This is a genomic window from Corynebacterium sp. MSK297, from assembly GCF_030232885.1.
Lineage (GTDB): Bacteria > Actinomycetota > Actinomycetes > Mycobacteriales > Mycobacteriaceae > Corynebacterium.
In genome coordinates, this window is the sequence record NZ_JASPGD010000001.1 from 383,751 (window position 1) to 396,497 (window position 12,747).

The following is a 12,747-nucleotide window of genomic DNA, read 5'->3' on the forward strand; positions in this document are numbered from 1 at the left end:
TGCTGGTAAGAACAAACTACTAGGCGTAGGCTGGGGCATTATGAGTGTCACCCCCGAAGGGCGCAAACTGCTGCGCATTGAAAAGCGGAACGCAGAAAATCCTATCGAGAAAAAGCCACGCTGGATCCGCAACCAGGTCCGCAACGGCCCAGAATACAAAGACATGAAAGCCAAGGTCGCCGGCGCCGGTTTGCACACCGTGTGCCAGGAGGCCGGCTGCCCCAATATCCACGAATGTTGGGAATCGCGTGAGGCAACGTTCCTGATTGGCGGCGACCTGTGTACACGCCGCTGCGACTTCTGCGATATTAAAACCGGCAAACCAGGCCTGCTTGATACCGATGAGCCGCGTCGCGTTGCCGAAAATATTCGCGAGATGGATCTCAACTACACCACCGTCACTGGCGTCACCCGTGACGATTTGAAAGATGAGGGCGCCTGGCTGTACGCAGAAATCGTGCGCAAGATCCGGGAACTCAACCCGAATACGGGAATTGAGAACCTTACCCCGGACTTTTCTGGCAAGCCCGATCTGCTGCAAGAAGTCTTTGAGGCTGAGCCGGAGGTGTTCGCGCACAACCTGGAAACCGTTCCGCGCATCTTCAAGCGCATCCGTCCGGCATTCCGCTATGAGCGTTCGCTGGATGTTATCCGCCAGGCCCATGATTACGGTCTGATTACCAAGTCAAATCTGATTCTGGGCATGGGCGAAACCGAGCAAGAGGTCCTGGATACCCTCCAGGATTTGCGCGATGCCGGTACCGACATCATTACCATCACGCAGTACTTGCGGCCAGGGCCACTGTTCCACCCGATTGACCGCTGGGTTCGCCCAGAAGAATTCGTGGAGCATTCCAAGGCTGCCCGCGAAATGGGTTACGGTGCTGTTATGGCTGGCCCGCTGGTGCGTTCGTCCTACCGCGCAGGCAAGCTCTACGTACAGGCAATGCATGCGCGTGGGCGTGAATTACCAGAGCGCCTGTCTCATCTGCAGGAGACTTCGCAGGGCCCGACGGCACAGGAAGCATCCTCGTTGTTGAGCAAGTATGGCGCTTCAGAAGCGACTCCGGTAACGACTCGCTAGAGTTTGTGCGTGCAACGCGCTTCGGGAATCTGCCCGGAGCGCGTTTTCTCATGAGCACTTATTATTATGAGTGCGGACGATGTTTTAGAAATCGGTTAACTACCCCTTAAAGTGAGAGTCATGGCAAAAGACGACAAGGCGAAGCTCAAGGCCCAAAAACGTGAGGCAAAACAAGCCAAGAAAGCGCAGCGCAAGCAAACGCGGTCGCAAATGTGGCAGGCCTTCAACATGCAGCGCAAAGATGATAAAGCGCTGATTCCTTTGATGCTGCTGGCGGTTGTTGGCATCGCCGTGCTGTTTTTCTTGCTCGGCATGTTGTGGGGCGGCCAGTGGTTCATGCTGCCGGTCGGTATCGTGCTGGGTGCCGTCGTCGCCATGTGGATTTTCACCCGCCGTCTGCAATCATCGATGTACAAGCGCGTTGAGGATCAGCCTGGCGCTGCTGGTTGGACCCTGGACAACCTGCGTAATACCTTCGGCATCATTTGGTTTACCAAGCAGGGCGTCGGCATGACTCGTCAACAGGATTTGCTGCACCGCGTCGTCGGTAACCCGGGTGTGGTTTTCGTTGGTGAAGGCAACCCCAAGCGCTTGGAGAAACTCGTCGACAAGGAACGCCGCCGCATTGACCGTATCGCCGGCGGTGTGCCCGTACATGTGGTCTACACCGGCACCGGGGAGAACCAGGTTCCCCTGGGCAAGCTACAGCGTAAGCTACTGAAGTTGCCACGTAACTACAGCAAGACCGAAGTCTACGACATCAACGCGCGCATCGAGGCCATGGATTCAGCAGCCGGGCCGGGTGCAGGTATGCCAAAGGGACCTTTGCCACAACAAGCACAGAATCCTTCCGGCATGAACCGCCGTATGCGCCGTATGAATGCCAAAAAGGGCAAATAAGCACAATTTAATTCGTGCGAATAACTGCGGTTCCAGTCGCGCGGTCGTGCATGCCGCGGCCGTCGGAATCGACCATCACCGCCGGGAAGAAACAGGCGGTAAGCAATGTACGCACTACAGCGCGCCACAAGCCGACGCGTTCTTCCGCGTCCACCCGGGCAACGCCCATCCCCAGCAGCATCATGCCTGGGGTGCGCGCAAACAGCCAGCCAAAAAATATACCGATGCCAATCCACAACAGGTAATTCCAAGTAGTGGTCGCGCCTTGGCTGATATCAGCATCGCCGAGCCCGTAGCGAAGGCCGAATGCTAGCGCAAGCGCCACAAACCAATCAATGAGCACGGCTAATGCACGTTTGCCCACCGGCGCTAGCGAACCACGCCCGTTTTTCGGCATACCGAGTTTTTCGCCGGGCCACCGGCTTGGTGAATTCGGATCTTCATTTTCACCGGGAATGGCTGGTCCATCCAGCCAGCTTCGCTTGTTCTCCGCCATGCTCTCTAATCTACAAGCCGGGGTTAGGGCAGCGAAACCAGAGGGATGATGCCGTTAATCTCGCAGGAACTGTTGGTAAATTTCCTGCGCCATAGCAGCTTGCCCGGCAGCTGTCGGATGAAACGGAAACGACCCCGTCGCCGTCCCCGAAAGATCAACCCAGCGCTGCTCTGGTTCGGCACAGACTGTATGTTTGTCAGCCTCGGCTGGCAACGCGAACTGCACGTCGTGGGCCCGCGCCGCCTGTGCGATAGCTTGGTTGAGCTGCTGGATCACAGTTTGTAGCCATGTTCGGTCAGTCCCGGAAATGGCGGCAATTTCAGCGCAGTCGTCCAACGCACCAAGCAAGGGCAGATAACCGGTGGCAATAATCTGCGCGTCGGGTGCCCGGGAACGGATTTCGGCAAAAACTTCATGTAACCGGTCTTCCACCACGCGGGTTTCGTGTTCGACTTTACGATCCATATAGGCACCGCAGTTGGAAGATTCGGCAGTCTCCAAGGCATGCTGTACGCACAACACCATTTCTCCGAAACCAATATCGTTATCACCAATGGTCAATGTCACCAGGTCGATGGTCCTGTCAGTTGCGTCTCCGCCAGTCTCGCCTAAAGCTTGCAACTGCGCGGGCACTGATACCCCGCCGGCTTCTCGGGTTTCGGTGAGGTTGTCGATGATCGCGCCTTGGCAACTACGATCAATCACGGTATTAGCAGAAAGCAGATCGCCGAGCACAACGGGATAATTATCTGGCGAACGCCGACAAAAATCTGCCACCACATCACCCGGATCGTCGGCTCCATCGCGTGAGGCCATCGCGGCATAGGAATCCCCGAGTGCCACATAGGTATCAATAACCGGTTCAGCGCCATCGTCGTTGTGCGCCCCGATACTACAGGCACTAAGTACTAGCCCACTGCTGAGTAGCAAGGCTGGCGCAGCGCGGTACCAGGTCGGGGTCCGGAGCTGAGGGTGGTTCTGCGTTTGAATCTGGGAAGCATCGTCGGTATTTTTGCTACTCGGTAGTCTCGGCACATTAGCCATTGCGCTTGTTAAACCCGAGACGAGGCCGAAAACGAGTGGGATTTTTCATCTGCGCCACAGCATCGGCAATCACCATGCGGTGCCGGGCAGATAATGATTGCGGCAAATGAGCCACCGAGCACCATTGAGTGTCCACGGATTCGTCGTCGGCAACACGTGGCTGCTGATCGTATTCGCCCACCAACCGCGCGGAAATTGCGGTGTCCATAAATTGGCACACATCCCCATTCGAGTACGTCACCGGCCCCACTGCCCCGGCTCCCAGCAATGCCACGGGCTCAATGTCTAACCCAGTTTCTTCCTTGACCTCGCGTACGGCGGTTTCATGAGGTTGTTCGCCCGGTTCACAAATGCCACCAATGGGAGTCCAATCTCCGCTATCAGCCCGTTGGACCAGAAGAACCGTCGGCACCTCCCAAATGGGAGCATCAGCCGGGACTTCGCGGATGACGACGGTAGTCGTCGCGGGAATCCACAGAGGTGTCGAACCTATATGTTTGCGCAGTTCAGTAATAAATTCCGGGGTAGCCATATCTGTATTCTAACGGGGGCAGACCAACCCAGCTCTCCTGCAGGCACAGCAGGGCGCTGTTTACCGGGGCGTTGTTTACGAGGACGCTGTTTACCACGTGGTGGTCGTCGTTGCGGCTTGTGGGACAATGCTGCCAATAATGCGCTGAAATTCCGTCGCCGGAGTATACGACACACTGATATCCCCATTAGTTCCATCCACGGGTCGATCCCCGTTGCACTGGTGCGCAGCCTGCTGTGTCGTAGTGCCGGAGACTAAGCCAACGATAACTTGTTCGCCGTTAAGCTCGGCATACACCGGCCCACCAGAATCACCCGTGGTCGCGCACAGAGCAGCGCGGGCGGACCTGGCATCAAGCACCGAACCGTCATGGGTATTCAATTTGCCCAACGCCTGCGCCGCGGTCGTGTCCCCACAAGTGATTCCAGTGATACGACCGTTTTTGCACACATGTTCCGGCAAGAAGTCCACCCTATCGGCAATCGCGGTTGCCATGGGGTTCAAAGCCGCTTCGGATCCACCGGCCACGCTGGCCTCAAAGGCATTGGCATTGAGCTCAATGATCGCTATATCCAAATCGGAAGAATCCACAGTGTAGAGGTCGGAATAGATAAAAGACCCTATCGGTTCTGCTGGCCACTGGAAACGGTTATTGGCCTGTCCCGCCCACACGAGATCGCCTTCCCGCCCGCAATGAGAGGCGGTAATCGCATAGCCTGTGCCTGCTTCATCAGTAAAGGAATAGGCAACGGTGCAGATATTATAATGAAACTCTGTGCCGGGCTGGGGTACATGCGTAGAAATATCAATCGGTGCGCCCGGCGCTAAAGGGGAATGTACTGGGTGAATAATCCGGGTCTGCGATTGCGGTTCCTGCCCAAGGCGTTGTTGATCCGACCCCGTGAGGGCATCAGCTCGCAACGGTGGCGCGGGTATTGAGCGTGGTTGCGCTGGATCAAAGTCAGCAGCCAAATCCGCGCCTTCCGGGAAGCCGTCCTCAGCCGAGCCGCCGCCAGAATCTCCCTCCCCAAACGCGGACAATCCAGTACTGGTGCAGGCAGAAACAAACAGCAACACAGCACACAGCACCGCTAATACCCCGGTGTGGCCGTGGCTAGTGCCACCAACGCTGCTATAGCCAGAGCCAGCGTCGGCCTGCTGTTTCTGCCCAATCATAGCTACAGAGTATAGCCACAACCGGTGCTGATTACCGCACGTTGGTTTCTGCGATGGAGCTGCGGATATAGTCTTTGACCTTGTCGGCATCATTGTCAAGGTCCGCGACGTGGCGGCCTGCATCCATAATTCCGGCGAAACGCCGCGGCATGTCCGGGGCAGTTCCCAGGGCCTCTTCGATGGTGTCGGCGAACTTCACCGGCAAAGCTGTTTCCAGACAGACCACCGGGCTGGTGATGTCGTGCTCGGATACTGCATCCCAGGCCACCTTGATGCCATCTGCAGTGTGCGGATCCACCAGCATTTCATGATTTTTATGTACCTGGGCGATCGTCGCCAAGCGGTCCGCGTGCAGCGAGCGGCCGGAGACGAACCCGAATTCGTCACGCACACGCGCCAGCAGATCGTCGGCAAGCGCAAAACCGCCATCTTTGATGCGGTGGCCGAACAGATCTGCCACCTGGGCGGCGTCGCGATCCAGCAAGTCCGCAATGAAACGCTCAAAGTTCGACGCACGAGAAATATCCATCGACGGCGAGGAAGTCTCGTGGGTATCCGCGGCAGAGCGCGGCCGGTATTGCCCGGTGCGGAAAAACTCGTCCAGCACATCGTTTTCATTCGTGGCGACGATCAACCGGTCGATTGGCAGCCCCATTTGGCGTGCGATGTGCCCTGCACAAATATCGCCGAAGTTGCCCGTCGGCACGCTAAACGAGACTTTTTGCGAATAATCACCGGTGGCGTCGGTGACTTTGATCCAGCAGGAAACGTAATACACAATCTGCGCCAGCAGGCGTGCCCAGTTAATCGAATTCACCGCGCCGATACGGTAGTCACGCTTGAAAACCTCGTCCGCGCTGACGGCCTTGACGATATCCTGGCAATCATCGAAGACACCATCGAGGGCAATATTAAAAATATTCTCGTCGTCTAACCCAAACATCTGCGCCTGTTGGAACGGCGTCATCCGTCCCTTCGGCGTCAACATAAAGACACGGATACCTTGCCGCCCACGCATGGCGTATTCTGCTGACGAGCCGGTATCGCCAGAAGTCGCACCCAGAATATTCAACGTGGTTCCCCGTCGCGCCAACTCATATTCGAAAAGCTCGCCGAGCAGCTGCATGGCCATGTCTTTAAACGCTGCGGTTGGACCTTCGGACAAGTGGCCGATATAAAACTGCTCATCCAATTTGGTCACCGGCACGATTTCTTCGTGGGCGAATTTCTCGGTGTTATAGGCCCTGTGCGCCATGGCTTCGAGCTCGTCGGCAGGAATATCGTCGACGAACAACTGCAGGATTTCTGCCGCCAGCCCGGCGTAACCTTGGGTGCGCGAGGTCTCCCGAAGTTCTGCTAATTTTTCTGCGTCCAGCTGCGGGTAGCTCATCGGCAAATAAAGCCCGCCGTCAGCAGCAAGGCCACCGAGCAAGATGTCGGTAAATTGTGCAGGTTGGGCCAGGGTATCACGAGTCGAAATATAATCCACGGGTTTCATCTTAGCGTCTACCTACAATGGCTCGTATGGAAAATAGCGCCAAATCAGCTTCTCAGACTGCCACTGCTGCCCCGCACCCACGTGAAGTGGTAACCCGCCGGGCGCTGCTGGTCTGGGTCGGTGGTGTGGCCTGCTATATCATCGCGATTACCGGGCGAACTTCATTTGGTGTGGCCAGCGTGGATGCGATTGAGCGCTTTCAGGTGGTTGCTTCGCGCACCGCGGTCTTCGCTGCGGTGCAGCTCGGGGTTTATGCATTGGCACAGATTCCGACGGGGCTAGGCATCGACAAGTTCGGCCCGCGGACGATGGTGATTTTTGGCGCGGTAGTCATGGGCATTGGGCAATTCATGTTGGCCTGGACGACGTCGTATCCGCTAGCCATCGGCGCAAGGGTACTGATCGGTGCGGGGGATGCTTCGGCTTTTCTGGCGGTCATGCGGCTGCTTCCTTATTGGTTCCCGTTGCGGAAAACGCCGTTGTTTACGCAGTTGACGGGCGCGATTGGGCAGACTGGCCAGTTTATTTCCGCGGTGCCATTTTTGGCTCTGCTGGGCGCTGCCGGTTGGACGGCATCGTTTGTCACGCTCGGCGCGGCAAGCATCTTGATCGCCGGGCTGGCTGGACTCGCGATTAAGGATCTTCCCGACGTCGATCGCCGCACCACAGGCCAAGACTCAATGGTCACAGGTGCAGCGGCGAAAGGCGGCGCGTCCCCAGATACCGACATTGATTCTCTGGCAACGCGGATGCGTACGCTCGTGCGTACCCCGGTGGCATGGCAAGGGTTTTTCATGCACTACTCGTGCCTGATGTTCCAGCTGGTATTCCTGATGATGTGGGGTTTTCCTTTGATGACTCTCGGCATGGGCTTAAGCTCCGAACAAGCCGGTGCAGTCTTAGCCATCAACACTGTCGTTACCGTTGCTTCCGGTCCCCTACACGGCATGTTTTCGGCACGCTTGGGCGCTACCAGGCATTGGGCTGTCGTGGTCTTTTCCACCACTATTGTGCTTACTTGGGTGGTGTTTTTCGCTAGCAGCACTCCACGTGCGATGGCGGCAATCGTTGTAGTGAATGTGGTTGTTGCGCTGTGTGCCGCCTCAGCGAATTACGGTTTTGATAATGTCCGTGAAGGTGTCTCGCGAGAGACCGTCGCGACGGCCACCGGGCTTGCGAATATGGGTGGTTTTCTTTCCGGTATGGCGGCTTCACAGGGAATCGGTATTGTCTTGGATATTTCTGCCGATGGGGCCGAATATACTTGGACGGATTTTCAGCTCGCTGCACTCGCTGGTGGCAGCGTGTGGGCGGTGGGCATTGCTGGCTTATTCTGCGCTACGACTTGGCGGAAGCGCGAAATTCAACGCATGCGTTCGGGTGCTAGTTCTGCTTCTGTTGCTTCAGCAGGCTCCAGCACTGCGACGCAGCACGGTCTGGTGATCCACGAAGCAACCAGACCACAACCGAAAAACCGCACTGATTAGTCCGCGCTGTTGCTCACCAGTGTTGTTTTATCAGGGTATTGCGCCTCCAGTGGCTGGTGCTTGCGACTACGGAGAGTCTGAGCTAGGTGATTCCAGTGGTTCGCCGTCAATGGGATAATTCGAAATAGTACTAAGCGGGGCGTCAATAAGGCCTAAATCGAAGGCATAGAGAACCCGATCGCGGTCAACATAAGAAATATCACCGCGCTCGATGGCATCATGCAAAATATTTTCGAGCATGACCCGCATAGCGGCACGGTTCTCGTGGTCTACTTCGAGCACGATTTCCGGCCAATTCTCTGGATTCATGTAGTCCGCAGAAATGCCAAGAATTGAAGCCAGTTCTGCCAACCGCTGACCGTAAATCTGCGGAGAAATTTCTGAATTTGAGGCGGCCGCGACGCTACTGCCTGCCGCTGCCTGGTCTTCGAAAGGGTGCGGTTGATCATCGAGCATTGAGCCAACGGTTTGTTCGTTATGCTTATCCGAGCTATCGAGCACCATTGGGACAACGAAAACACCGGCGAGCACTATCCCCAAGCCAAGCGCACCGTAAATCCACCAGGTACGTGATGCCTTGTGCGTGTTAGTTGTCGGTTTCGACATGTCGGCTATCTCTTCCTTGTACGCGCTATTCCAGTTATGACGCTTATACGGGATTAGCATAACCAGGCTATGTGATTTTCCCAGTAGATAAACCTGTCAATATGCTATGCATCTCACATAACTAGCACCCCAAAATTAGTGGCGCGGTGGATTCCGCCGCCCGGATAGAATGTCGCCAAGCGAGCGCATCGCCGCATCCCCAATGTGCTGCGTCAGTGGGTTGTTGTTGACGCTGCGCGTTACGCGATCGAACACGTCGGACCATTCCCCACCATCACGCGGGTGTGCAAACCGGCCAGGCTGATTCTCCTGCCGACGATGGGCACCTGCATCTTCCACATCGACATCATCACAGTGAAGCCGTTCAGCCTTCCGATCCTGTTCGTTGTTGTGGATCTCCGTGATTTTGCTTGCGCTCATTCCGTCGCTATCGACGCGGACATGACGGGATTCCTCATCAAACTCGACATACGTATCGCTGGCGATTCCGATGTGTTCTGCCATAGCAACCAATTCTTGCAGGTCCGCCAGCGTGGCCTTATCAACGTTGAATGAGAGTGACAGTCCCATGATCATTTCCTTTCGCCGCCAAAGGTTAGTGTGCCATCGAGTTTATCCACATTCGGCTAGGCGCATTCAGTCATATTCATAAGAATCTGGTTCACCCCAGAAAACCTGATCCACTACTCGGCGCGCATGGCGGGTTGCCTTCAGATAAGCCTCAAGGAATTCCTGGTTGTCTTCCGGCGCCCACCCGGCGACACCGGCAACTTGTGCGAGGTGATTGCCGGACTGCGGCAATTGGTCCACACGTTTACCGCGTACTAGTACCAGTGCATTGCGGGCATTCGTCGCCATTAACCAAGCTTCACGTAGCTGCTCGACCTCATTGTCCGTCAGAATCTCGCAGTCCCGCAAAGCATCCAAGGCGTCCAATGTGGATGGCGTGCGAAGCTCATGGTGTTGCGCAGCGTGCATCATGATCAACAGCTGCACGGTCCATTCCACGTCGGTCAGCCCACCGCGGCCAAGCTTCGTGTGCGTATTGCGATCCGCTCCACGAGGCAAGCGTTCGTTGTCAACACGTGCTTTGATACGCCGAATCTCACGGATCGTCGATTCCGATATCCCACTGGCCGGATAACGGAAATCATTGATCATCTCGATAAAAGCCGCACCAACTTCCGCATCACCTGCCACCACATTGGCCCGCAACAGCGCCTGGATTTCCCAGGCTTCACCCCATTGCGAGTAGTAGCGCCGGTAAGACCCAATGCTGCGCACCACCGCCCCACTTCGGCCCTCCGGGCGCAGCCCCAAGTCCACCTCCAACGGCGGATCACCAGAGGGTTTTGCTAGGCGTGCGCGCAGCTTGTCGACGATCTTTTTCGCCCAATTCATTGCTTCGGTTTCGTCTTCGCCCTCGGTGGGTTCAGCCACCATGAGCACATCTGCATCTGAGCCGAAGCCAAGCTCTTGGCCCCCCAGGCGACCCATGCCGATCACCGCGATGCGCGCCGGTGGCGCTTCGCGGTCAAGTTCTCGCAGGCTGGCGCGGACTTCTGCACGAATCGCGGCTTCCAGCACCGCATCCCAAATCAGTGACAGCTCTCGACACACGCGCTCGACCGGCATGAAACCGAGTTGATCCGCCGAAGCGATCCGGGCCAGCTCCACGCGTCGTAAAGAGCGCGCTACCGCCACCGCTTTGTCTGGGTCAGCGTGGCGTTTCGTCGAGTTCACCAAGGACTTCGACACTTGCTGCGGGTTGGTCTCCAGGAATTTCGGGCCGTTCGCGCCATCAGATAGCAGCTTGACGGTATCTGGAGAGTTGATGATCAGCTCCGCTGTATACGGCGAATTTCCCAGAATTGACATCAGACGCTTGCCGACAATTCCTTCATCGCGCAGCATGCGCAAAAACCAGGAACGATCAAAGGCGGCGTCCGAAAGCTTGCGGTAATTAAGCAGGCCAGCATCTGGGTCAGCGGTATCTGCAAGCCATTCCATCAGCCCGGGCAGCAGAATCGATTGAATACGCGCTTTGCGTGAGCTACCGGATGCCAGTTTGGTGAGGTGATCGAACGCACGACCGGGATGCCGGTAACCCAACGCGGAAAGTTGTAGTTTCGCAGCCGCTGGGGAAAGCTTGAGTTCTTCGGCCGACATAGAAGCCACAGAATCCAACAATGGCCGGTAAAACAACCGTGAGTGCAGCTCCGAAATACGCAAACGGACTTTGCGCAAGTAGTTAACCATCAGGTCATAAGATGATTGTGAGCCATGCGCATCAAACCCGGCGGCGCGTGCCAGCCAGCGCAGCGCGTCGGTGTCATCGTCTGCTGGCATAGTGTGGGTGCGCCGGAAACGCTGCAATTGCAGGCGGTGTTCCAGCAAGCGCAAAAACTCATACGCTTCGATGAGCTGCCAGGAATCCTCTCTTCCGATATAACCGGAAGACTTCAAAGCCTCGAGTGCTTCGACAGTGGATAGCACCCGCAGGCGTTCATCGGACCGGCCATGAACGAGTTGCAACAGTTGCACAGCAAATTCGACATCCCGCATGCCGCCGGTGCCGAGTTTTAATTCTCGGGTCCGCATGTCTTTGGGCACATTAGCGAGTACACGCCGACGCATCGCTTGTACGTCTTCGACGAAGGAGTCACGCTCCGATGCCGTCCACACCATTGGACGGATTGCATCTTCGTAGCGGTGGCCCAGCGGTAGGTAACCGGTTTGGGCGCGGGCTTTCAACAACGCTTGAAATTCCCAGGTTTCGGCCCATCGCCGGTAGTACTTGATATGGGATTCCAGGGTGCGCACCAACGCGCCAGATTTGCCTTCTGGGCGCAGGTTGGGGTCTACCTCGAAAAATGCGGCAGAGCCGATGCGGTTAAACTCAGCAGCCAAGCGCGTGGCTTTGTTGCTGGCGGGTTCGGCAACAAAAATGACATCCACGTCGGAGATGTAGTTCAGCTCCTGCGCGCCGCACTTGCCCATAGCGATCACCGCTAGCCGGGCGTCGACCGGCTTCGGGTCCTTGTTCTTTGCGGTCACCGCACCCGATTCGGTGGAACCACGAACGCACGGGCCGTAGACTTCGGCCACCGCAACCGCAAGTGCCGCGGTCAGTGCAGCATCAGCCAAATCAGAGAGCGCACCGGTGATCGTGCTAAACAACAGCTTCGGTTGCGGTTCGGTTTGGCCTTTGCGCGCAAAATAGCTCCCAGCCAGATCGTGCGCGGCGATTCGAAGCATCAAAGTGCGGTAGGCATCACGCAACGCGCAGGTAGCATCGCTGCCGGTCATCGCCGCGCGGTAGGTCCCAGGCGTCGACAAGTCAGGGCTAGCCGGGTCGGGCGCATCGTCGTTGTTAGGCTCGGCACCGGAATCAGTACTGGAGCCTGCGGGAGCAGTTGTGCCGGGCCCGGAGTTAGAATCAGCATCCGGGTCCGCGAAATCGGCAACCTGGGCTCCCACTGCCTGGAGCATCTGCTGAAACATTTCAGATTTGTCCGGCAGAGGCTTCACAAGTTGTTTCCACGTCTCCGGGTGGGCCGCCATATGATCGCCCAATAGTGTGGACCCACCCAGCAAAGCGAAAAATCGTACTCGTAGTGCTTCGTCTGCGCACAGCTGGGTAGTTAATTCTGCACCGTCATCGTCCAGGTTTCCGGCCATGCGCATGAGCGTATTCAGCGCGAGGTCCTGGTCAGATGCCGCAGCCAGGCACCACAGCAACTCGGTGTGTTCGGGTTTATTCCAACCAAGCCAGGAGATGTCTTCGCTGGCTTTTGGGTTAGACAAACCCAGGGTGGCAGTCGATGGGATAGATGGTCGGTTCGAACTCACAATAATGCTCAGCTCTTTGGAATATGTGGTTGGCGGTGCCGGTAAGCGCCGTGTCACGAAACGATGACCCAG

11 protein-coding genes are annotated in these 12,747 nt (G+C 56.8%); 3 read left to right on the plus strand and 8 right to left on the minus strand.

Features of this window, described 5'->3' with window-relative positions; all coding sequences use genetic code 11:
- Positions 1–40: 40 nt before the first annotated feature.
- On the plus strand, positions 41–1,084 hold the full coding sequence (gene lipA, locus QP888_RS01745) for a lipoyl synthase (protein WP_284811753.1): 1,044 nt from the start codon (positions 41–43) through the stop codon (positions 1,082–1,084).
- Between the two features lie 120 nt (positions 1,085–1,204).
- Positions 1,205–1,984 carry a DUF4191 domain-containing protein gene (locus tag QP888_RS01750; protein ID WP_284811755.1) on the plus strand — a complete coding sequence of 260 codons (780 nt, stop codon included), beginning with the start codon at positions 1,205–1,207 and terminating at the stop codon, positions 1,982–1,984.
- Positions 1,985–1,991: 7 nt separating this feature from the next.
- Here QP888_RS01750 and QP888_RS01755 read toward each other — a convergent pair whose 3' ends face one another.
- The 5 genes from QP888_RS01755 to thrC form a co-directional block, all read right to left on the minus strand.
- The gene (locus tag QP888_RS01755) at positions 1,992–2,480 is read right to left on the minus strand and encodes an RDD family protein (protein WP_284811756.1); all 489 of its coding nucleotides are present in this window, start codon (positions 2,478–2,480) and stop codon (positions 1,992–1,994) included.
- A gap of 54 nt (positions 2,481–2,534) precedes the next feature.
- On the minus strand, positions 2,535–3,524 hold the full coding sequence (locus QP888_RS01760) for an SGNH/GDSL hydrolase family protein (RefSeq protein ID WP_284811758.1): 990 nt from the start codon (positions 3,522–3,524) through the stop codon (positions 2,535–2,537).
- Positions 3,517–4,056 carry an NUDIX hydrolase gene (locus QP888_RS01765; protein ID WP_284811759.1) on the minus strand — a complete coding sequence of 180 codons (540 nt, stop codon included), beginning with the start codon at positions 4,054–4,056 and terminating at the stop codon, positions 3,517–3,519. The genes QP888_RS01760 and QP888_RS01765 overlap by 8 nt, the downstream gene beginning before the upstream one ends.
- A gap of 90 nt (positions 4,057–4,146) precedes the next feature.
- Positions 4,147–5,232, minus strand: coding sequence for a trypsin-like serine protease (locus QP888_RS01770; RefSeq protein ID WP_284811761.1), 1,086 nt, complete (start codon positions 5,230–5,232; stop codon positions 4,147–4,149).
- Positions 5,233–5,263: 31 nt separating this feature from the next.
- Entirely contained in the window at positions 5,264–6,721 is a 1,458-nt protein-coding gene (gene thrC, locus QP888_RS01775; protein ID WP_284811763.1) for a threonine synthase, read from the minus strand.
- 35 nt (positions 6,722–6,756) lie between these two features.
- On the opposite strand from thrC, the gene QP888_RS01780 reads away from it, so the two are divergent.
- A complete protein-coding gene (locus tag QP888_RS01780; RefSeq protein WP_284811765.1) occupies positions 6,757–8,217 on the plus strand; it encodes an MFS transporter in 1,461 nt (486 codons plus the stop codon).
- 66 nt (positions 8,218–8,283) lie between these two features.
- On the opposite strand, the gene QP888_RS01785 is transcribed toward QP888_RS01780, so the two are convergent.
- The 3 genes from QP888_RS01785 to QP888_RS01795 all read right to left on the minus strand — a co-directional run bounded on the left by QP888_RS01785 (position 8,284) and on the right by QP888_RS01795 (position 12,675).
- Positions 8,284–8,823, minus strand: coding sequence for a hypothetical protein (locus QP888_RS01785; protein WP_284811766.1), 540 nt, complete (start codon positions 8,821–8,823; stop codon positions 8,284–8,286).
- 135 nt (positions 8,824–8,958) lie between these two features.
- Positions 8,959–9,399, minus strand: a complete 441-nt coding sequence (locus QP888_RS01790; RefSeq protein WP_502869074.1) for a Cgl2226 family protein — start codon at positions 9,397–9,399, stop codon at positions 8,959–8,961.
- 60 nt (positions 9,400–9,459) lie between these two features.
- Entirely contained in the window at positions 9,460–12,675 is a 3,216-nt protein-coding gene (locus QP888_RS01795; RefSeq protein ID WP_284811771.1) for a bifunctional [glutamine synthetase] adenylyltransferase/[glutamine synthetase]-adenylyl-L-tyrosine phosphorylase, read from the minus strand.
- Positions 12,676–12,747: the final 72 nt, after the last annotated feature.

Excerpts from the sequence above, each read along its gene's own strand:
- lipA (WP_284811753.1), top strand. The coding sequence starts at position 41 with ATGAGTGTCACCCCCGAAGGGCGCAAACTGCTGCGCATTGAAAAGCGG.
- QP888_RS01750 (WP_284811755.1), top strand. The coding sequence starts at position 1,205 with ATGGCAAAAGACGACAAGGCGAAGCTCAAGGCCCAAAAACGTGAGGCA.
- QP888_RS01755 (WP_284811756.1), bottom strand. The coding sequence starts at position 2,480 with ATGGCGGAGAACAAGCGAAGCTGGCTGGATGGACCAGCCATTCCCGGT.
- QP888_RS01760 (WP_284811758.1), bottom strand. The coding sequence starts at position 3,524 with ATGGCTAATGTGCCGAGACTACCGAGTAGCAAAAATACCGACGATGCT.
- QP888_RS01765 (WP_284811759.1), bottom strand. The coding sequence starts at position 4,056 with ATGGCTACCCCGGAATTTATTACTGAACTGCGCAAACATATAGGTTCG.
- QP888_RS01770 (WP_284811761.1), bottom strand. The coding sequence starts at position 5,232 with ATGATTGGGCAGAAACAGCAGGCCGACGCTGGCTCTGGCTATAGCAGC.
- QP888_RS01780 (WP_284811765.1), top strand. The coding sequence starts at position 6,757 with ATGGAAAATAGCGCCAAATCAGCTTCTCAGACTGCCACTGCTGCCCCG.
- QP888_RS01785 (WP_284811766.1), bottom strand. The coding sequence starts at position 8,823 with ATGTCGAAACCGACAACTAACACGCACAAGGCATCACGTACCTGGTGG.
- QP888_RS01790 (WP_502869074.1), bottom strand. The coding sequence starts at position 9,399 with ATGATCATGGGACTGTCACTCTCATTCAACGTTGATAAGGCCACGCTG.